This window comes from Streptomyces sp. NPDC001380 (assembly GCF_042895785.1).
GTDB lineage: Bacteria > Actinomycetota > Actinomycetes > Streptomycetales > Streptomycetaceae > Peterkaempfera.
In genome coordinates, this window is sequence record NZ_JBIAWP010000002.1 from 423,678 (window position 1) to 444,186 (window position 20,509).

General features: G+C 76.6%; 17 protein-coding genes. 11 read left to right on the forward strand and 6 right to left on the reverse strand.

Annotated features, from left to right (window positions below; genetic code table 11):
• The first annotated feature begins 42 nt into the window (after window positions 1–42).
• Complete coding sequence (locus ACFY07_RS04580) at window positions 43–1,926, forward strand: DUF2398 family protein (protein WP_390867345.1); 1,884 nt, start codon at window positions 43–45, stop codon at window positions 1,924–1,926.
• A 125-nt stretch (window positions 1,927–2,051) separates the two neighbouring features.
• Here ACFY07_RS04580 and ACFY07_RS04585 read toward each other — a convergent pair whose 3' ends face one another.
• Window positions 2,052–2,288: a hypothetical protein gene (locus tag ACFY07_RS04585; protein WP_390867346.1), complete on the reverse strand. Its 237-nt coding sequence runs from the start codon at window positions 2,286–2,288 to the stop codon at window positions 2,052–2,054.
• A gap of 305 nt (window positions 2,289–2,593) precedes the next feature.
• Between ACFY07_RS04585 and ACFY07_RS04590 the strand changes: the two genes are divergently transcribed.
• The 8 genes from ACFY07_RS04590 (at window position 2,594) to ACFY07_RS04625 (ending at window position 11,794) form a co-directional block, all read left to right on the forward strand.
• Window positions 2,594–3,436, forward strand: coding sequence for a nitrilase-related carbon-nitrogen hydrolase (locus ACFY07_RS04590; RefSeq protein ID WP_390867347.1), 843 nt, complete (start codon window positions 2,594–2,596; stop codon window positions 3,434–3,436).
• A gap of 19 nt (window positions 3,437–3,455) precedes the next feature.
• Window positions 3,456–4,868 (forward strand): aspartate aminotransferase family protein, encoded by a 1,413-nt coding sequence (locus ACFY07_RS04595; protein WP_390867348.1) that lies wholly within the window; start codon window positions 3,456–3,458, stop codon window positions 4,866–4,868.
• Window positions 4,865–6,265 carry a dihydropyrimidinase gene (hydA, locus tag ACFY07_RS04600; protein WP_390867349.1) on the forward strand — a complete coding sequence of 467 codons (1,401 nt, stop codon included), beginning with the start codon at window positions 4,865–4,867 and terminating at the stop codon, window positions 6,263–6,265. Before ACFY07_RS04595 ends, hydA begins: the two co-directional genes overlap by 4 nt.
• Before the next feature lie 138 nt (window positions 6,266–6,403).
• Entirely contained in the window at window positions 6,404–7,435 is a 1,032-nt protein-coding gene (locus ACFY07_RS04605; protein WP_230648009.1) for a TIGR03842 family LLM class F420-dependent oxidoreductase, read from the forward strand.
• Between the two features lie 56 nt (window positions 7,436–7,491).
• The gene (locus ACFY07_RS04610; RefSeq protein WP_390867351.1) at window positions 7,492–9,072 is read left to right on the forward strand and encodes an NCS1 family nucleobase:cation symporter-1; all 1,581 of its coding nucleotides are present in this window, start codon (window positions 7,492–7,494) and stop codon (window positions 9,070–9,072) included.
• Window positions 9,073–9,236: 164 nt separating this feature from the next.
• Window positions 9,237–10,385: a glycerate kinase gene (locus ACFY07_RS04615; protein WP_390867352.1), complete on the forward strand. Its 1,149-nt coding sequence runs from the start codon at window positions 9,237–9,239 to the stop codon at window positions 10,383–10,385.
• 263 nt (window positions 10,386–10,648) lie between these two features.
• Window positions 10,649–10,897, forward strand: a complete 249-nt coding sequence (locus tag ACFY07_RS04620; RefSeq protein WP_390867353.1) for a hypothetical protein — start codon at window positions 10,649–10,651, stop codon at window positions 10,895–10,897.
• 63 nt (window positions 10,898–10,960) lie between these two features.
• Complete coding sequence (locus ACFY07_RS04625) at window positions 10,961–11,794, forward strand: cellulase family glycosylhydrolase (protein WP_390867354.1); 834 nt, start codon at window positions 10,961–10,963, stop codon at window positions 11,792–11,794.
• Between the two features lie 87 nt (window positions 11,795–11,881).
• On the opposite strand, the gene ACFY07_RS04630 is transcribed toward ACFY07_RS04625, so the two are convergent.
• From ACFY07_RS04630 to ACFY07_RS04645, 4 genes are all read right to left on the reverse strand, one after another.
• Entirely contained in the window at window positions 11,882–12,499 is a 618-nt protein-coding gene (locus tag ACFY07_RS04630; protein ID WP_230648005.1) for a TetR/AcrR family transcriptional regulator, read from the reverse strand.
• 172 nt (window positions 12,500–12,671) lie between these two features.
• Window positions 12,672–13,562: a phospholipid scramblase-related protein gene (locus ACFY07_RS04635; protein WP_390867355.1), complete on the reverse strand. Its 891-nt coding sequence runs from the start codon at window positions 13,560–13,562 to the stop codon at window positions 12,672–12,674.
• A gap of 79 nt (window positions 13,563–13,641) precedes the next feature.
• Entirely contained in the window at window positions 13,642–14,253 is a 612-nt protein-coding gene (locus tag ACFY07_RS04640) for a Rieske (2Fe-2S) protein (RefSeq protein WP_390867356.1), read from the reverse strand.
• Window positions 14,254–14,464: 211 nt separating this feature from the next.
• Complete coding sequence (locus ACFY07_RS04645; RefSeq protein ID WP_390867357.1) at window positions 14,465–15,409, reverse strand: acyl-CoA thioesterase; 945 nt, start codon at window positions 15,407–15,409, stop codon at window positions 14,465–14,467.
• Between the two features lie 1,143 nt (window positions 15,410–16,552).
• Here ACFY07_RS04645 and ACFY07_RS04650 point away from each other — a divergent pair.
• Window positions 16,553–16,852 carry a cellulose binding domain-containing protein gene (locus tag ACFY07_RS04650; protein WP_390867358.1) on the forward strand — a complete coding sequence of 100 codons (300 nt, stop codon included), beginning with the start codon at window positions 16,553–16,555 and terminating at the stop codon, window positions 16,850–16,852.
• Window positions 16,853–17,271: 419 nt separating this feature from the next.
• Here the strand turns inward: ACFY07_RS04650 and ACFY07_RS04655 are convergent, their stop codons facing one another.
• The gene (locus ACFY07_RS04655) at window positions 17,272–18,801 is read right to left on the reverse strand and encodes a helix-turn-helix domain-containing protein (protein WP_390867359.1); all 1,530 of its coding nucleotides are present in this window, start codon (window positions 18,799–18,801) and stop codon (window positions 17,272–17,274) included.
• 303 nt (window positions 18,802–19,104) lie between these two features.
• Here ACFY07_RS04655 and ACFY07_RS04660 point away from each other — a divergent pair, with 303 nt between their 5' ends.
• Complete coding sequence (locus tag ACFY07_RS04660) at window positions 19,105–20,502, forward strand: SWIM zinc finger family protein (protein ID WP_390867360.1); 1,398 nt, start codon at window positions 19,105–19,107, stop codon at window positions 20,500–20,502.
• Window positions 20,503–20,509 lie beyond the last annotated feature (7 nt).

The window sequence follows — 20,509 nt, forward strand, 5'->3', positions numbered from 1 at the left end:
ACCTAGGCTGAGCACGATGGACGAGTACGGCAGCCGGGGGACGTGGTGCAGTTGACCAGGACCGGGGATGCCGCCCGGAGCGGGGGTGCGGTCGGGACCGGGGGCGCCGCCGCGGCGGTGGCCACCGACGGTCCGGAGGACGCCGCCGTGCCGGACGAGCTGCTGCGGCTCGCCCGCTGGTTCGCGGCGGCCGGTCCGGATGCCGCGCACGACCTGTACACCGCGGCCTTCGGCCTCTACGGCGCCCGGCACCTCGGGGCCGCCCCCGGCCCTGCCGCCGCCGTGCCCGCCCACACCAGCTGGTGGCACGGCCCGGCCGCACCGGCGCCGCTCCCCGCCGCGCTCCGGGCCGGCACGGTCCGCAGCCCGCGCGGCCGGGCGCCGCAGTCCCCGTCCCCGGCCCAGGCCCCGGACGGGCGCCTCCCGGGCGCCCCCGCCGGGGGAGCGCCGGATCCGCGCCCCCGCGCGCCCCGCCACGCCCGGCCGCTGCACCCGGCCGCGGACGGCGCCGCCGACGACGCCCCCGCCGCGGAGCTGCGGGCGGCCGCCCGCCTGCTGCTCGCCCACCCGCTCGTCACCGCCGCCGGTCCGTGGGGCGCCAGCCTGCCGCAGATACGCCGCCACGCGGACGCGCTCGCCCAGCGGTTCGAGCGCCTCCTCGGCTACCGGCTGCTGGTCGGCGACGGTGCGGCCCGGCTCTTCAAGGCCGGGCTGGGCACCGGGTCCGGCCGCTGCCTGCGCCGACCCTGCGGCACGCCCTTCCCGCCCCGCTCGTACGCCGCCCTCGCCCTCGCCCTGTCCGTGCTGCCGGCCCTCCCCGACCGGCTGCCGTCCGCCGCGCTGCGCGACGCCGTCCGGGGGGCCGCCGAGGAGGCGGGGCTGGCGGCCGCCGCCGACGGACCCCACCTGGCGGACGCCCTGCGGGCACTGGCGGACCGGCAGGTGCTCACCGGCGGGGGAGCGGGCACCGGACCGGGCGCCGGGGCCGGCTCGGGAGCCGACTCCGGCCCCGGCTGCGGCTGCGACTGCGGCTGCGACTCCGGCCTCCGCGCCGACGGCGAGGTGGCCGTGGACCGCGCCGTCGCCCGGCTGCTGGTGGCCGTCCCACCGACCGCCGCCGACGGCGGACCGGCGGACCTCGTACGCCGGGCCACCGATCCGGGGCCCGGCGGGGAGAGGCTGTACGTCCGGCGCAGGCTCGCCGAGACACCCGCGGTGCTGCTGGACGAGCTCACCGCCCGCGAACGCGTCTGGCTGCGCACCCGGCAGCGCCGCGAGGCCGACGCCTTCGCCGCCTTCCTCGGCCTGGAGGCCGAGGTCCGTGCCGAGGGCGTGGCGCTGCTCGACCCCGCCGACGAGCTCTGCGACCTGGGCCTGCCCGGGTCCGGTCCGCTCGCCCGGGCCGCGCTGCTGCTCGCGGAGCGCCTGGTGGAGCAGCTGCGGCCGGTCCCGGGCGACCCGGTGTCCCGGACGGCGGCCGGGCCGGTGATCGGCGTGCCGGTGCCGGACGCCGCGATCGACGGGGTGCTGGGCGACATCGCCGACGAGCACGGCGGCGCGGGCCGCTGGCCCGCGGCCTGGCTCGCCGACCGGGCGGCCCTCCGCCGCGACGTCCTCGACCTGCTGCACCGGATGCACCTGGTGGCGCCCGCCGGTCCGGCCCGCGCCCTGGCCGGTCCGGACGCGCCCGGTCCGGACGCACCCGGCCCGGAGGACGCCCCGCCCGGCCCCGGACCGGACGCCGACGCCGAGGGCGAGGGGCGCGTGGCGGCCGACGTGCGCGGGGCACGCGGCACGGCGGTGTCCGGCTGGGTGCTGCTGGCGCCCGCCGCGCGCTACGCCCCCGCCGCCCCCGCGCCGGCCGGCGGCGCCGGACGCCACGCCCGGCGGGCCCCGGACGGGCCGCCGGACCCGGGGCGGCGCTGACCCGCCGCGCAGCAGGACGGGACCGGCGGCGCAGGGCGGGGCCGCCCGCCGACGGCCGTGCGGACGAGGGCGCACGGCGGCGGGAACGCCCGCGCGCGCTCCGGCGGGCGGGCTCCGCGGACGGTTCAGCGCCCGGCCGGCGCCGCCGCAGCCGGGCCCGCGGCCCCCGCCGTGCCGTCGTGCGACGCCTGCAGGGCCGTGCCGGCCGACAGGCCGCCGAGCAGCAGGGCCGCGGCGGCGCCGCAGGCCGCGAGCAGGCGCCGGTGGCGCCGGGGGAGCGGGAAGCCGGGGCGTGCGCCCCGGGCGGCCCCCGCAGGGGCGGCCGGGGCCGGGTGCGGGTCGCGGTTCCGGTGGTCCGTCATGGGGGAAAGCCTTCCAGAGCGGCGTTAAACGGTCCTTACGTCCGCGTGAAGCCCGTACGGGTGGCGCGCGTCGGCGCGGAGACGCCGCAGACGCCCTCTCCCGGGCGGAATATCCTGGAATCACCCGGTAGGAGGATGGCCGGGAGGCCGTGAAACGTGATCGTCTTCTCGATGTCACGACGGGCGTATTGCCACCCGCCGTCCGCAGGTCCAAGCTTCTACGCACGTAGATCCACGCCGAGTGTTCACCGACCAGCCACCCGCGCACCCGCCTCCCCGGCGGGTGCCGGAGTTGAGGGGGCCTCATGTCCAGGATCGTCCGCGCCGCCCTCGTCCAGACCAAGTGGACGGGCGACACCGAGTCCATGATCGACGTCCACGAGCGGTACGCCCGCGAGGCCGCCGCCCAGGGCGCCCGCATCATGGGCTTCCAGGAGGTCTTCAACGCCCCGTACTTCTGCCAGGTGCAGGAGGAGGAGCACCACCGCTGGGCCGAGCCCGTCCCCGACGGCCCCACCGTCACCCGGATGCGGGCGCTCGCCCGGGAGCTCGGCATGGTCCTCGTCGTCCCGGTGTACGAGGTCGAGCAGGCCGGCCTGTACTACAACACCGCCGCCATCATCGACGCCGACGGCTCCTACCTCGGCAAGTACCGCAAGCACCACATCCCCCAGGTCAAGGGGTTCTGGGAGAAGTACTACTTCAGGCCCGGCAACCTCGGCTGGCCGGTCTTCGACACCGCCGTCGGCCGGGTCGGCGTGTACATCTGCTACGACCGCCACTTCCCCGAGGGGTGGCGCGCCCTCGGCCTGGCGGGCGCCGAGATCGTCTACAACCCCTCCGCCACCAGCCGCTCCCTCTCCCAGTACCTGTGGCAGCTGGAGCAGCCCGCCGCCGCCGTGGCCAACGAGTACTTCGTCGCCGCCATCAACCGGGTCGGCGTCGAGGAGTACGGCGACAACGACTTCTACGGCACCTCCTACTTCGTCGACCCGCGCGGGCAGTTCGTCGGCGACGTGGCCTCCGACAAGGACGAGGAGCTCGTCGTCCGCGACCTCGACCTCGGCCTGATCGAGCAGGTCCGGCAGCAGTGGGCCTTCTACCGCGACCGCAGGCCCGACGCCTACGGACCCCTCACCGGGGCCTGACGGAAGGACGGCCGAGCCCATGGACGACGCCACCGTCCCGCCCACCGCCGGCACGCACGGCACCCGCACCGCCGGCACGCACGCCCCGGCCCCCGCCGCACCGGCGGCCGCCCCCGGTCCGCACGCCGCCCTCCTCGCCCGCCACCGCGCGGTCACCCCCGCCTGGCTCGCCACCTACTACCGCGAGCCCATCGAGGTCACCCACGGCGAGGGCCGCCACGTCTGGGACGCCGAGGGCCGCCGCTACCTGGACTTCTTCGGCGGCATCCTCACCACCATGACCGCCCACGCCCTCCCCGAGGTCACCAAGGCCGTCGCCGAGCAGGCCGGGCGGATCCTGCACACCTCCACCCTCTACCTCTCCACGCCCATGGTGGAGCTGTGCGAGCGGATCGCGGACCTCTCCGGCATCCCCGACGCCAAGGTCTTCCTCACCACCTCCGGCACCGAGGCCAACGACGCCGCCCTGCTCCTGGCGACCGCGTACCGGCGCTCCAACCAGGTCGTGGCGCTGCGCAACAGCTACCACGGCCGCTCCTTCACCACCGTGGGCATCACCGGCAACACCGCCTGGTCGCCCACCAGCCTCTCCCCGCTGCAGACCCTCTACGTCCACGGCGGCGTGCGGACCCGCGGCCCCTTCGCCCACCTGGACGACGCGGCCTTCACCGCCGCCTGCGTCGCCGACCTGGAGGACCTCCTCGGCCAGGCCGAGGGGACCGTCGCCGCCCTCATCGCCGAGCCGGTCCAGGGCGTCGGCGGCTTCACCTCCGGCCCCGACGGCCTGCTCGCCGCCTTCAAGGAGGTGCTCGACCGGCACGGCATCCTGTGGATCAGCGACGAGGTGCAGACCGGCTGGGGCCGTACCGGCGACCACTTCTGGGGCTGGCAGGCGCACGCCGCCGCCGGCCCGCCCGACATCCTCACCTTCGCCAAGGGCGTCGGCAACGGCCTCTCCATGGGCGGCGTCGTCGCCCGCGCCGAGGTCATGGACTGCCTCGGCGCCAACTCCATCTCCACCTTCGGCGGCAGCCCGGTCACCACCGCCGGGGCCCTCGCCAACCTCCGGTACCTGCTGGAGAACGACCTCCAGGGCAACGCCCGCACCACCGGCGCGCTGATCCTCGACCGGCTGCGCGCCGCCGCCCCGGGGCTTCCCGTCATCCGCGAGGTCCGCGGCCGCGGGCTGATGATCGGCGTGGAGCTCGTCGAGCGGGACGGCGGCCCCTCGGCGCGCGCCGCCGCGGCCGCCCTGGAGCACGCCCGCGAGCGGGGCCTGCTCGTCGGCAAGGGCGGGCGGCACGGCAACGCCCTGCGGATCGCGCCCCCGCTCTCCCTCACCGCGGCCGAGGCCGAGGAGGGCGCCGGCCTCCTCGTCCAGGCCCTCCGCGAGGCCGACCGCGAGGTCGGCGGGAAGGAGCAGACCCCGTGACCCGCACCGTCATCCGCGGCGGACTCGTCGTCACCGCCGCCGAGGAGACCGAGGCCGACGTCCTGGTCGAGGGCGAGAAGGTCGTCGCCCTCGCCGCCACCGGCTCCTCCGCCGCCGAGGCCTGGACCGCCGACACGGTGATCGACGCGACCGGCCACTACGTCATCCCGGGCGGCGTCGACGCCCACACCCACATGCAGATGCCGTTCGGCGGCACCACCGCCGCCGACACCTTCGAGACCGGCACCCGCGCCGCCGCCTGGGGCGGCACCACCACGATCGTCGACTTCGCGATCCAGTCCGTCGGCTCCTCGCTCCGCGAGGGCCTGGACGCCTGGCACGCCAAGGCCGAGGGCGTCTGCGCGGTCGACTACGGCTTCCACATGATCCTCTCGGACGTCACCGAGAGCAGCCTCAAGGAGATGGACGCGCTGGTGGGGGAGGGGGTGACCTCCTTCAAGATGTTCATGGCCTACCCCGGCGTCTTCTACAGCGACGACGGCCGCATCCTGCGGGCCATGCAGCGCGGCGCCGCCAACGGCGGCCTGATCATGATGCACGCGGAGAACGGCATCGCCATCGACGTCCTCGTCGAGCAGGCCCTCGCCGCCGGGCGGACCGACCCCCGGTACCACGGCGAGGTCCGCCGCGAACTCCTGGAGGCCGAGGCCACCCACCGCGCGGTCAAGCTCGCCCAGGTCGCCGACGCGCCGCTGTACGTGGTCCACGTCTCCGCCGCCTCCGCCGTCGCCGAGCTGGCCGCCGCCCGCCGCCAGGGCCTGCCCGTCTTCGGCGAGACCTGCCCCCAGTACCTCTTCCTCTCCACCGACAACCTCGCCGAGCCGGACTTCGAGGGCGCCAAGTACGTCTGCTCCACCCCGCTGCGGCCGAGGGAGCACCAGGCCGAGCTGTGGAAGGGCCTGCGCACCGGCGACCTCCAGGTGGTCTCCACCGACCACTGCCCGTTCTGCTTCTCCGGGCAGAAGGAGATGGGCCGCGGCGACTTCTCGAGGATCCCCAACGGGCTGCCCGGGGTGGAGAACCGCATGGACCTCCTCCACCAGGCCGTCGTCGACGGGCACCTCACCCGCCGCCGCTGGATCGACATCGCCTGCGCCACCCCGGCCCGGATGTTCGGCCTGTACCCGCGCAAGGGCACCATCGCGCCCGGTGCCGACGCGGACCTCGTCGTCTACGACCCGGCGGCCGTGCAGACCCTCTCCGCCGCCACCCACCACATGAACGTCGACTACTCCGCCTACGAGGGCAGGCAGGTCACCGGCCGCTCCCGCACCGTGCTCTCCCGCGGCACCGTCGTCCTCGACGACGGCCGCTGGCTCGGCCGGGCGGGCCACGGCCGGTACCAGCCGCGCGCCACCTGCCAGTACCTCGGCTGACCCCGCCCGGCCCGCATCCCGGCCCGCCCCCGGGGCCGGCCCCCGTTCCCGACCGACCGGCCGCCGGCGGCCCGGCGCCCGCACCCGCGGGCCCGGCCGCCGGCCGTCCCGGCGACCCCGCACCCCAGGAGGACCCCCGTGGACATCGGCCTCGTGCTCCAGACCGACCCGCCCGCCCGGCTGCTCGTCGAACGGATGAAGCGCGCCGAGCAGGCCGGCTTCACCCACGGCTGGACCTTCGACTCCTGCGTGCTGTGGCAGGAGCCCTTCGTGATCTACAGCCGGATCCTCGCCGAGACCGAGCGGCTCACCGTCGGCCCCATGGTCACCAACCCCGGCACCCGCACCTGGGAGGTCACCGCCTCCCTCTTCGCGACCCTCAACGAGATGTACGGCAACCGCCTCGTCTGCGGCATCGGCCGCGGCGACTCCGCCATGCGCGTCGCCGGCCGCCGCCCCGCCACCCTGGAGCGGCTCGGCCACGCCATGCACGCCATCAAGGAGCTCGCCGAGGGCCGCGAGGCCGAGGTCGACGGCACCGTCATGCGCATCCCCTGGGTGCGGCCCGGCTCCTCCCTCCCGGTCTGGATGGGCGCGTACGGGCCCAAGGCCCTCGCCCTCACCGGACGCCAGGCCGACGGCTTCATCCTCCAGCTCGCCGACCCCTACCTCACCGAGTGGATGGTCAAGGCCGTGCGCACCGCCGCCGCCGAGGCCGGGCGCGACCCCGACAGCCTCACCGTGTGCGTCGCCGCCCCCGCCTACGTCACCGCCGACGACTCGCCCGCCGCCCTCGCCCACGCCCGCGAGCAGTGCCGCTGGTTCGGCGGGATGGTCGGCAACCACGTCGCCGACCTCGTCGCCCGCTACGGCGAGCACTCCGACATGGTCCCCGAGGCGCTCACCGCGTACATCAAGGAGCGCCACGGCTACGACTACAGCCACCACGGCCGCGCCGGGAACCCCGACACCGCCTTCGTCCCCGACGGGATCGTGGACCGCTTCTGCCTCATCGGGCCGCCCGAGGCCCACGTCGCCAAGCTGGAGCACCTCCGCTCCCTGGGCGTGGACCACTTCGCCGTCTACGCCATGCACGACGCCGTGGAGCGGACCATCGACGCCTACGGCTCCGACGTCGTCCCCGCCGTGGCGTCCCCCGCAGCCGCCTGACCGTTCAGCGCAGCCTCCTCTCCCGTCCCCTCCCGCGAGAAGCCGAGGTCACCGCCGTGGACTCCCCGTACCGCACCGACGCGCAGAGACAGACGACCCACCCGGACGGCCGGGTGGAACCCGCCTCCGGCACCGTCCTCCCGGACGGCCCCTTCACCAACGGCGACCTGCGGCCCGTCCCCGTGGCGGGCCGCCGCTGGACCACCTACACCTTCCTCGCCCTGTGGGTCGGCATGGCCCACAACATCCCCTCCTGGACCCTGGCCTCGGGCCTGGTCCTCCTCGGCATGGACTGGAAGCAGGCCGTCCTCACCATCGCGCTGGGCAACCTGATCGTGCTGGTGCCGATGCTGCTCACCGGACACGCCGGCACCCGCTACGGCATCCCCTTCCCGGTCTTCGCCCGTGCCTCCTTCGGCCTGCGCGGCGCCAACCTGCCCGCCCTGGTGCGCGCCGCGGTGGCCTGCGCCTGGTTCGGCATCCAGACCTGGATCGGCGGCGAAGGGGTCTTCTTCCTGGCGGGCAAGGTCTTCGGCCCCTGGTGGTCGGACGCCGCGCCCTTCGGCGGCCACCCCTGGACGCAGTGGCTGTCGTTCGGCGTGTTCTGGGCCGTCGAGATGGCGATCATCGCCCGCGGCATGGAGACCCTGCGCCGCTTCGAGAACTGGGCCGCCCCCTTCGTCATCGCCGCCGCGCTCGCCCTCCTGGTGTGGATCACGGTCAAGGCGGGCGGCTTCGGCCCGCTCCTCGACCAGCCGTCCCGGCTGGGCTGGGGCGCCGGCTTCTGGAAGGTGTTCTTCCCCGCCCTGATGGGCATGATCGGCTTCTGGTCGACGCTCTCCCTCAACATCCCCGACTTCACCCGCTTCGGCGGCAGCCAGCGCGCCCAGGCCCTCGGGCAGACCCTCGGCCTGCCCACCACCATGACGCTCTTCGCCCTGCTCTCGGTGCTCGTCACCTCGGGGTCGCAGGCGGTCTACGGCAAGCCGATCTGGGACCCCATCCAGCTCGCGGCGAGGATCGACAGCATTCCGGGGACCCTCTTCGCCCTGGCCACGGTGCTCGTCGCCACCCTCTCGGTGAACATCGCCGCCAACGTCGTCAGCCCCGCCTACGACCTCGCCCACCTCGCCCCCCGCTTCGTCGACTTCCGCAAGGGGGCGCTGGTCACCGGGGTGGTGGGCGTGGTGATCTTCCCGTGGAAGCTGATCGAGAACCCCAGCGTCTACATCTTCACCTGGCTCGGCGTCGTCGGCGGCCTCCTCGGCACCGTGGCCGGCATCCTCATCGCCGACTACTGGCTCCTGCGCCGCACCCGTCTGGACCTCCTCGACCTCTACACGCCGGAGGGCCGGTACTGGTACGCGGGCGGCTGGAACTGGCGGGCCCTCACCGCCTTCGCCGCCGGCGGACTGCTGGCGGTCGGCGGGTCGTACTCGACGGTCGACGCCGAGGGGGCCGCGCAGGGCCCCTTCCCCACCGGCGGCCTCGTCCCGCTGCTCAAGCCGCTCGCGGACTACGGATGGGCGGTCGGCCTGGCCTCGGCGCTGGTGCTGTACCTGGCGCTCAGCCGCCTCGCCCCCGAGGCCCGCCGCCGTCCTGCGGCCGCGCAGCCGGTGGGGGAGGCCGCGCTCTGACGCGGGGCCGGGCCCCTGCCTGACGCCGGGCCGGGGCCCGGCCCCGCCCGGCGGGGAGCGGGGGCCCGGTCCGGACGCCGGGGACGACCTGGCAGGGTGGCTCCGCGACACCCCGCGCCCGCCGGTGCGGACCCCGGCCCCGCCCCCGGAACGGAAGGACGAACGTGAGCCCCGCCCGCCCGCCCCACGTGCTGCTCGCCCCCGACAAGTTCAAGGGCTCGCTCACCGCCCCGGAGGCGGCCCGGCACCTCGCCGCGGGCCTGCGCCGCGCCGACCCGGGCACCGCGGTCACCGAGCTGCCCGTCGCCGACGGCGGCGACGGGACCGTGGACGCCGCCGTCGCCGCGGGCTTCCGGCGCCGCGAGGCCCTCGTCGCCGGACCGCTGGGCGCCCCCGTCCGCGCCGCCTTCGCCGTCCGCGGCGACACCGCCGTCGTCGAGATGGCCGAGGCCTCCGGACTGCGCAGGCTGCCCGGCGGCCGCCCCGAGCCGCTGCGCGCCGGCACCCGCGGCACCGGCGAACTGCTCCGGGCCGCCCTCGACGCCGGGGTCCGCCGCATCGTCCTCGGCGTCGGCGGCAGCGCCTCCACCGACGGCGGCGCAGGGATGCTCGCCGCCCTCGGCGCCCGCCTCCTCGACGACCGGGACCGGCCGCTGCCGCCCGGCGGCGGCGCCCTGCCCGACCTCGCCCGGGTCGACCTCTCCGGCCTCGACCCCCGGCTCGCCGGGACCGACCTGGTCCTCGCCTCCGACGTGGACAACCCGCTGCTCGGGGAGAAGGGCGCCGCCGCCGTGTACGCGCCGCAGAAGGGTGCCGGGCACGCCGAGGTCGCCCGCCTGGAGCGCGGCCTCGCCCGGCTGGCCGAGGCCGTGGGCGCGGCCGTCGGCCCGTCCGCCGCGGGGGCGGCCGACCTGCCCGGCGCCGGGGCGGCGGGCGGGACCGGCTACGCGGCGCTCGCCGCCCTGGGGGCCGTGCACCGCCCCGGCATCGCGACGCTGCTGGAGGTGCTGGGCTTCGACCGGGCCCTGGAGGAGGCGACCCTGGTCGTCGCCGGCGAGGGCTCGCTCGACGCGCAGACCCTGCACGGCAAGGCGCCGCTCGGCGTCGCCGCCGCCGCCGACCGCCGGGGTGTGCCGGTGGTGGCCGTGTGCGGCCGCTGCGCCCTCACGGGCGCGCAGCTGGAGGCGGCGGGCTTCCTGCGGGTGTACGCCCTCACCGCGCTGCAGCCCGACCCGGCCCGCTCCATGGAGGACGCAGGCCCCCTGCTGGAACTGGTCGGCGAGGCGCTCGCCCGCGACCTGGCGGCCGGCTGACGGACCGGCCGCACCCCCGGTGGGCGGTCCTGCCGACCCCGCCGTGTCCGTGCCATTGACCGGCGGGCCCGAACGGTGCTTCGATCGGCAGTCGGCCCCCGGGGCGGCCGCCGCCGCCCCGATGTGACGTGCCGTCGACTCCAGGAGGTATCCGCCCCGTGGCTTCCGCTCCGTAGTCTGACAACGTTGTCATCCCCGCCCCCGCCGCGCGGGCGGCCGGGCCGGGCGGCACGCCCGCCCGGCGGTCCGGCCACCGCGGCTTCGTGACGGTGCGGGACGGCGCCTTCCGCCTCGACGGCGCGCCCCTCCGCTTCGGCGGCACCAACTGCTACTACCTCCACCAGCAGTCCCCTTACATGATCGACAGCGTGCTCGACGACGCCGCGGCCATGGGCCTGCCGGTGCTCCGGGCGTGGGCGTTCGCCGACGGCACCGGCAAGGGGGCGCTCCAGCCCGAGCCGCACCGCTACGACGAGGACGCCTTCGACTCCCTGGACTACGCCGTCCACTAGGCCGGGCAGCTGGGGATCCGCCTCGTCCTCCCGCTGGTCAACAACTGGCCCGACTACGGCGGCATGCGGCAGTACGTCACATGGTTCCTCGGCCTGGAGGACGACTCCTACGGCGACGGCGTCCACCACGACCGGTTCTACACGGAGCGGGCGATCCGGGACTGCTACAAGGCGTACGCCGCGCACGTCCTGCGCCGCCGCAACCGCTACACCGGGCTGCGCTACCGCGACGACCCCACCGTCATGGCCTGGGAGCTCGCCAACGAGCCCCGCTGCCGCAGCGACAGGTCCGGCGCCACCCTGCTCGCCTGGGCGGCCGAGATGAGCGCCCACGTCAAGCGGCTGGCGCCCCGCCAGCTCGTCGCCGTCGGCGACGAGGGCTTCTACGGCGAGGCGGGCCGCGACGACTACCCCTACTCCGACTACGAGGGCACGCCCTGGAGGAAGCTGGTGGCGCTCCCCCACGTCGACTACGCGACCTGCCACCTGTACCCGCAGGGCTGGGGCGAGCACCCGGGCGGCAAGCCCGGCACCGACCCCGTCGCCTGGGGCACCCGGTGGATCACCGACCACGTCGCCGACGCCCGCGCCCTCGGCAAGCCGGTCGTGCTGGAGGAGTTCGGCCTCGCGATCGACGCCGGCCGGGGCGTACCCGACGTCGCCGCCCGCGACGCGGGCTACGCCGCCTGGACCCGCGCGGTGGAGGAGCACGGCGGCGCCGGCTCCCAGTTCTGGATCCTCACCTCGCGCGTCGACGACGGCTCGTTCTACCCCGACTACGACGGGTACCGCGTCACCTGGAACAACGACCCGGCCGACCCGGGCCCCAGCACCGCCCGCCTGCTGGCCGACCACGCCCGGCGGACGGCCGCCGCCTCCGGCGGGGCGCTCGGCTGACCCGCGCGCCGTGCCCGTGCCCGCATCCGAACCCGTGCGGGCGCGGGCACGGCGGCGGGCTCCGGCGACCGGGCCGCCCCGGGGTGCTCAGGCCGCCTGGTGGGGCGTGAGGACCAGGCGGACCACGTCCTCCAGGCGGCGCCGGGCGTCGCGCAGCGTCGTGCGGCCGGTCACCCAGGCGGTCAGCTCGCCCTGCCAGACGTTGCCCACGATGTGCGGGACCACGTCCCGCACCGACGCCGGCACGTCCGGCATCACCGCGAGGAGGGCCTCCCGGTCGGCGCGGGCCATGCTGTGCAGGGCCTCGCTGGCGAACGGGTCGGTGGAGGCCGCCACCGAGACCAGCAGGTGGGCGAGCTGCGGCTGGCGCTGGTAGGCGCGCATGCCGTGGTTCACGAAGCGGACCACCCGGTCGGCCGCCGCAGCCGGGGCCTTGGGGCCGCGCAGTTCGGCCACGATGTCGGCGAGCAGCAGCCGGTGCCAGTCCGCGATGGCGGCCGCCAGCAGGTGGTCCTTGGAGGAGAAGTAGCGGTACGCCGTTCCCAGGGCCACCCCGGAGCGCTCGCTGACCTGCTTCATCTGCAGTCTCTCGACGCCGATCTCGGTCACCAGGGAGAGGGCTGCCGCGATCAGGTTCCGGCGTCGTTCCAGCTGGCGGGGGGACATCGCCTCGACCGGCCGCGGCGACAGGTCAACCTTGGACACGGGACTCATGATACGGGGATCGATGGTGCGGCAGTATGCCGCCTGATCTGGCCTTTTGTCCGGCGGCTGGGAAGCGCGGCCGGACGGGGCGCCCGGGAGGGGCCCCGCCGCGCCGGCGGCGGGGCCGTGCGCCCCGAGGCCGGGGACCGGCCCTCGGGGCGCAGGGGCCCGGTCAGCCCAGGCCGCGGCTGTCCTGCTTGAGCGCGGTGTCCACGGTCAGCGCCGAGGCCACGACCATGCTCAGCAGCGGGTCGGCCAGCGGCCGGTGGATCTGCACCACGTAGTTGTCGGCGGTGGTGAAGAGGGTGCGGGCCAGGCCCTCGAAGGTCTTGGTGATGCGGGCGACCTCGGTGCCGGTGTGGTCGGTGATCGCGAAGTTCCAGGCGCGCCAGTTCTCGGCCTTGATGGCGCCGACCTGCGTGCCGCCGCACATCAGCGCGAAGCTGATCTTCCCGATCATGTTCTGCTGGATGATCTCGCCGACCTGCGTCCCGTCCGCACGCGCGACGAGCACCCGCGACTTGAAGATCTTCGCCGGGCGGGTCAGCAGCATCACCGGCTGCCCGGCGGTGTCGCGCACCTCCAGGCGGTGGGTCAGGAACTGGTCCCAGCTGGTCATGAAGCGCAGGATCTTGCGCAGGACGCCCTGGCCGACCTCGGCCACCGACCCGATCTGCGTGCCGTTCTGGTCGAAGACCGCGTACTCTGCGGCGAGCTCGATGAGCTTGGTCTTCTGGTTCACCACCAGGACCGGCTCGGAGAGGAGCGTCCCGCCGCCGCCGGCCACCGGTCCGACGCCCGCCTTCTGCTGGACCTGGCGGCGGATGCGCTCCGCCTCGGGGGGCCCGTCGACCGCCAGTTCCCACGGGGAGCCGTCCTGCGTCGGCCTCTGCGGCGGCAGGCCGCCGGCGCCCTGGCCGGCGTGGGTGTGGCCGGTCCACTGGGAGCCGTCCCACCAGCGCAGCGCGGCAGCGCCGTGGGGGTCGGGGTACCAGCCGGGGGGAGTGGTTGCCGTCGTCACGCGGAGGAGCGTATCCCGAACCGGTGACGGCGGTGAACGCATGTCCGGGTACGCACGGCGGCCGCCCGGCCCGGCGCACCCGCGGCGCCCCGGGCCGGGCGGCCGCCTGCCGGGCCGGCTCTCAGGCCAGGCGGACGGAGCCGTCGCTCACCGTGACGGCCTGCGGCGCCAGGGGCCGCGACGCGGGGCCGTGCACGACCGAGCCGTCGGCGATGTCGAACCTGCTGCCGTGGCAGGGGCAGTTGACGGTCCCTCCGGCCACCGCTTCCACCGGGCAGCCGGCGTTCGTGCAGCGCGCCGAGAACGCCGTGAACCGCCCCTGCCGCGGCTGCGTCACCACGTACGTCCGCCCGACCACCACGCCGCCGCCGACCGGCAGGTCCGCCGTCCTCACCAGCACCTGCCCCACGGACCCGGCCCCGGCGCCGGCCCCGGACCCCGACCCGGCCCCGGGGCTCCCCGTCCCGTCCTGCCCGCCGCCCGACGGCGGGGCGGCGGGCGCGAGGGTCCCGCCGCCGCCGGCGGCGCAGCCCGCCGCGAGCGCCGCCACCAGGCCGACGCCCGCGAGCAGTGCGGTGCGGCGGGGCACCGCCTCGGCGGCTGCCGCGCCGCAGGGGCAGCCGCAGGGGCAGCCGCAGGGGTCCGGCAGGCCGGTCCCTGCGGCGGCGGCGATCCCGCAGGCCGCGTCGGCTGTGTCCGCCGCGGTGCCGGCCGTGCCGTGGGTGAGGGTCATCGGGAACTCCCCGGGGGCAGGAGGGCGCCGGCCGGATGCCCCGGCCGGCCCGGACGTCGGAACACGTGGGGGCCCGGGTCCCGGGTGCGGCGGCCTGACGGCCCCTCGCCTCCTGCTCCCCCCTGGGGGTGCGGCCGCGGTCCCGGTCGTCCGGCCCTCGCCGGTGGATACGGATCCGCGGTCCCGGGCGTTCAACGCCCGGGGCGCCGGTTCAGGGCGTCCGGGGCCCGGGTGCGGAGGGCCGGTCCGCCGCGGGGGCGCGGCGCTCCCGCACCAGCGCCTCCTGGACGGCGGAGGCGACCAGCGCCCCGCCGCGGTCGTAGAACTCGCCGAGGGCCAGGCCCCGTCCGTCCGACGACGAGGGGCTGCGCTGGGCGAAGAGCAGCCACTCGTCCGCGCGGAACGGGCGGTGGAACCACATCGCGTGGTCCAGCGAGGCCAGGGTGAGCCGCGGCGGGCCCGAGCGGCGGAAGCGGGGCTCCTGCAGGTGCAGGGCGGTGGTCGACGCCAGCGTGAGGTCGGAGAGGTAGGTCAGGGCGCAGACGTGCAGCAGCGGCTCGTCCGCGGGCAGCGGCGCCGCGGCCCGCAGCCAGACGAACTGCTGCGGCATGCCGGGCACCTCCGGCGGCAGCCCCGGGGAGCCGGGCGGCACGAAGCGCATCCGCAGGGTGCGGGAGAGCGCCGACGCCGCGTACCCCTCCGGGTCCGCCTCGGCCCAGGCGGCGTAGGGGTCGGGCAGTTCCTCGGGCCCGGGAACCCCCGGTGCGCTGCGCTGGCGCTCGGCGCCCTCCTCCGGCTCCTTGAAGGAGGCGGAGAGGGTGAAGATGACCTCCCCGCGCTGGACGGCGCCGACCCGGCGGGTGGTGTACGAGCGTCCGTCGCGGACCCGCTCCACCTGGTACACGATGGGGCGCCGCGGGTCGCCGGGGCGGACGAAGTAGCCGTGCAGCGAGTGCACCGCCCGGCCGGCGCCCGTGGTGCGCCCCGCCGCGGTGAGGGCCTGCGCCGCGACCTGGCCGCCGAAGGCCCGCAGCGGGGCGCCGGCGTGGCAGGTGCCCCGGAACAGGTTCTCGTCCAGTTCGTCCAGCCGCAGCAGCTCCGCGAAGGTGCTGCCCGCCGTCCCCGCCCCCGTCTGCTGCTCCGTCACGTCGGTCACCTGCCCATGGTGGCAGACGGGTCCGCCCGGCCGGTGTGACCCCGGTTACCCCGGGGCGGCCCGGGGCGGCGTGCGGGCGGATGGAACCTGTTCTCGCCCGGGGCGGCGCTCCGGCGCCGGGCCGCGGGCGGCGGTCCCGGGCGGGACCGGGACGTGCCCCCGGGTGGGGCGCCGGTCGGGGCGCCGACGGGCGGGAGCGGGCCCCGGCGGACCACGGGGAGGTAATTTCCGTACAGGTCATGACAAGTTAGCGGCATGTGATCGCTTGGGGGAGTGACCGCTTGTCATGTGTGCGCTCCGGGGCGCGGACCCCCGGTTCCGGCGCCCGGCGCGGGTCCGGCGCCGCACGGCCCGGCGCCCCGCGGGGGAGGCGGCGGCCTCCCCACCCCGACCCCGCTCCCGCTCCCGCTCCCCGCAAGGACCTCCCCTCCGTGACCGACTTAACGGCATCGTCCGCGGATCCGGCCGCTCCCCCCGACAGCGCCCTCATCAGGGCGGTACGGCGCGGCGACCCCGCAGCGGCGGCCGAGCAGTTGCTCACCCGCCACTGGGCCGCCGCCTTCGCCTACGGCACGGCGTGCACCGCGTCCCCCGCGGCCGCCGGACGGCTGGCCGCCCAGGCCTTCTCCCGCACCCTCCACCGGGTGCGCGCCGGAAACGGCCCCTCCACCGCCTGGAGACCCGAACTCCTCCTGCAGGTCCGCGCGGCCGCCGAGGCCTGGCGGGCCGGTGGCCGCGCCGCCGGCCTCGACCCCGCCGCCGGGCACCCCCCGGCCGCCGGCCGGCCCGGACCTCCCGCGCTCCACGCCTACCGGGCCGTCCCCGAGGCGGCGCGCGGCCTGCTGTGGCACTGCGCCGTCGAGGGCGAGCCGCCCGCCGCGGCGGCCCGCCTGCTCGGCGTCGACCCCGCCGAGGCCGAGCAGCAGCTGGTCCGGGCACGCGAACTGTTCCGCGAGCGCTGCCTCCGCGCCCACCTCGGGACCCTCGGCGACGAGCGGTGCCGCCGCTACGCCGGCCTGCTGGACGTCTCCACCCGCAGCGGCGGCACCCTGCGCTCCGCGGACCTGCGCCGCCACCTCGCCGACTGCCCGGTCTGCCGCCCCGCCGCCGGCCGCCCGGACCGCCGCGCCGGCGTCCTGCTCGGTGGCGTACCGGGTGGTCAACCAGTGGAGCGGGCAGTTCCAGGCGGAGCTCACCGTCACCTCGGCCCGGCCGCTGCACGGCTGGACCCTCAGCTGGGACTTCCCCGACGGGCAGCGCGTCGTGCAGCTGTGGAACGCCGTGCTCCCCGACGCGGGACCCGCCGCCCGGCTCTCCGCGATCGACTGGAACACCGACGTGGCCGCCGGGCAGTCCTTCACCCTGGGCTTCCTCGCCTCCTGGGAGGAGGGCAACCGCCCTCCGGCCCGGTTCAGCCTCGCCGGCGACGACTGCCGGGCCTGACCCGCGAGGGCGCACGGGACACGCGTGGGCCCGCGCGGCACACACGCGGGCCCACGCGGGCCCTCCCCCCCCCCCCCGCCGCGTCGGCGGGGGCGGCGGCCCGCGCCGGGTGCCGCGGACCGGTGCGGCGACGGGCGCGCCCGGAGTGGGCCGAAGAGGGGGGAGCGGGCGGCCGCCCGCACGCCGGGAGACCGGGCCGCCTCCCCGCCCCGGGCGGGCGTCAGCGCTCCCGGGGGCCGCCCGGCCAGGTGCGGGCGGCCCCGTCCGGCTCCCCGGTACCGGCGCGTTCCCCTGCCATGGGCGGAGCTTCTTCGTGTCGTCGCGGGCGGGGACGGCGTCCGGCCACCCGGACCTCGGCGGCCCGGGTGGCCGGGGTGGCCGGGGTGCCGCGCCGGCGGCCGCAGGGCGCCGTCCGCCGCTCAGATGTCGCGGAAGATCTCGATCTGCGCGCCGACCGAGTTGAGGCGCTCCGCCAGCTCCTCGTAGCCGCGGTTGATGACGTACACGTTGCGCAGCACCGACGTGCCCTCCGCCGCCATCATCGCCAGCAGGACCACCACCGCCGGCCGCAGCGCCGGCGGGCACATCATCTCCGCCGCCCGCCACCGCGTCGGACCCTCCACCAGGACCCGGTGCGGGTCCAGCAGTTTGACGCCGGCGCCGAGGCGGGTCAGCTCGGTGAGGTAGATGGCCCGGTTGTCGTAGACCCAGTCGTGGATCAGCGTGGAGCCCTGCGCGGTCGCGGCGATCGCCGCGAAGAACGGCACGTTGTCGATGTTGAGGCCGGGGAACGGCATCGGGTGGATCTTGTCGATGGGGGACCGCAGCTTCGAGGGCCGCACGAGCAGGTCCACCAGCCGGGTGCGGCCGTTGTCCGCGGCGTACTCGCTGCCGCGCTCGTGGTCCAGGCCCATCTCCTCCAGCACCGCGAGCTCGATCTCCAGGAACTCGATCGGCACCCGGCGGATCGTCAGCTCGGACGAGGTGACCACGGCGGCGGCCAGCAGGCTCATCGCCTCCACCGGGTCCTCCGACGGGCTGTAGTCCACGTCGCGGTGGATGTGCGGGACGCCGTGCACGGTGAGCGTGGTGGAGCCGACGCCCTCGACCTTGACGCCCAGCTGCTCCAGGAAGAAGCAGAGGTCCTGCACCATGTAGTTGGAGCTGGCGTTGCGGATGACGGTCACGCCGTCGTGCCGGGCGGCCGCGAGCAGCGCGTTCTCGGTCACGGTGTCGCCGCGCTCGGTCAGCACGATGGGGCGGCCCGGCGAGGCGCCGCGCTCGACCTCGGCGTGGTAGATGCCGCCGGTGGCGGTGATCTCCAGGCCGAAGTGGCGCAGGGCGCTGACGTGCGGCTGCACGGTGCGGGTGCCCAGGTCGCAGCCGCCCGCGTACGGCAGGCGGAAGCGGTCGGCGAGGTGCATCAGCGGGCCCAGGAACATGATGACGCTGCGGGTCCGGCGGGCCGCCTCGGCGTCCATCCCGGCCAGGTTGAGCTGCTCCGGCGGGTCGATCTCCAGGTCGCGGCCGTCGTTGGTCCACCGGGTGCGCACGCCGATGCTGGCCAGCACCTCCAGGATCCGGTAGACCTCCTCGATCCGGGCGACCCGGCGCAGGGTGGTGCGGCCGGAGTTGAGCAGCGAGGCGCACAGCAGGGCGACGCAGGCGTTCTTGCTGGTCTTGACGTCGATGCTGCCCGAGAGGCGGCGGCCGCCGACCACCCGCAGGTGCATGGGGCCGGCGTAGCCGAGGGAGACGATCTCGCTGTCGAGCGCCTCGCCGATGCGGGCGATCATATCAAGGCTGATGTTCTGTCCGCCCCGTTCGATGCGGTTGACGGCGCTCTGACTGGTGGCCAGTGCCTCGGCCAGTTGCAGTTGGGTCCAGCCCCGGTGCTTGCGGGCGTCGCGGATGAGCCTGCCGATGCGAGCGAGGTAGTCATCTGTCACACCCGAACCGTATCTCACATGTGAGATATCCACCCGCCGGAAGCCGGTCGGCGATCCGCCCTCCGGCAGCGGCGTCCTCCCGGTGCGCGTACCCGCGGGGGCGGGGTTCAGCCGTGCGGGCGGGCGCCCTGCGGCCCCGGTGCCCCCCATGCGCGCGGGCCCCGGCCGGGCGCGGCGGGCGGGTCCGGGGAGCCCGGCACCCCACGGGCGCGGGCGCCTCCCCGGACCGTGCTCCCGAAGGGGGCGCGCGCCTGCCCACCGCACGCCCACGGACTGTCAGAGGCGGCGCCTACCGTCCTCGGCATGACGCAAGCCGCACAGGCGTACGCCTATCTCCGCCCGTCCGCGCTCCACCGCTCCGCCGCCGGCAGCAGCCTCGCCCTGGAGACCGCCGGCGGCGCCACCCCCGCGGGCGCCGCCGCCCACCCCCGCTTCTTCGACGGCTTCCTGACGCGCCCCGGGGCGGCCGCGGCGGCCCTGCTCGCCGTGGCCGACGTCGCCGCCGCGCGCTACTACCAGCCGCTCCTGGCCGCCTCCCTCGACCCCGTGGTCACCGGCAGCGGCGACCGGCTGCGGTTCGAGTCCTTCTCCGGCTGCTGCGGAGTCCACGCCCGGCTGGACGTCCTCACCGGCGGCCTGGACGGCGGCGACATCGGCCACGGCACCACCAACGTCGACGTCAACGACCCGCTGCGGGACGCGCTCACCCTCGTCGGCCCCGCCGACCCCCTCCACCTCCGGGTCGGCCCGGACGACCTCACCGTGACCACCTTCGACGGCCCGGTGGCCGAGAGGAAGGTCCCGCTGCCCGACCGCTGGCTGCGCGGCTTCGCCGAGACCCAGGTCATCGCCTCCTCCTTCGACCTGCGGGCCGAGGTCCCCGCCGCCGAGGCCGTCCGCTTCCTGCGCTCCCTGCCGCGCGGCGGCGCCCGCGGCGCCGCACGGGGGGCGCAGTGGGTGGTGCCCGCCGGCCGTGCGCTCCGCCCCACCGCGCGGCCCGTCCCCGGCGCGGTCTGCCTGCCCGGCCCGGAGCGGCTGGCGGCCCTCCGGCGGGTCCTGCGCCACGCCGTCGGCCTGCGGCTCTACGGCCCTCCGGCCACCGCCGCGAGCGCGCCCGCCGCCAGTGCCTGGGAGGTCGTCCTGCCGGACATGCGGCTCACCCTGACGCTCTCCCCGGACGCCTCCCGCGGCTTCTCCGGCGAGGGCGCCGTCCTGGAGGCCCTCGCCGGCGACGAGGCCGCCGAGGACGCCGAACTGGTCGGCCTGCTGCTGGCCTGGGAGCCCCGCGTCGAGGTCGCCGACCTCGCCGACCGGTCGGGCCTGCCCCCGGGGCGTGTACGGGCGGCCCTCACCCGTCTCGGCACGGCCGGCCGGATCGGCTACGACACCGCGGAGGCCGCCCACTTCCACCGCGAACTCCCCTACGACGCCGACCGCGCCGAACGCCACAACCCCCGGCTGCGCGCCGCCCGCGCCCTGGTGGACGCCGGCGCGGTCCGCCTGGACGGCCCCGACCTGGCCGTCGTCACCGTCGAGGACCACGTCCACCACGTCCGCTCCGACGGCGGGCGGCTCAACTGCACCTGCCTGTGGTGGGCCAGGCACCGGGGCGGGCGCGGCCCGTGCCGGCACGCACTCGCCGTCCGCATGCTGCGCCGCTCCGGTGTGCCGTCAGGGGCGGCCGTGCGCGCCGCCCGCTGAGCCCGTC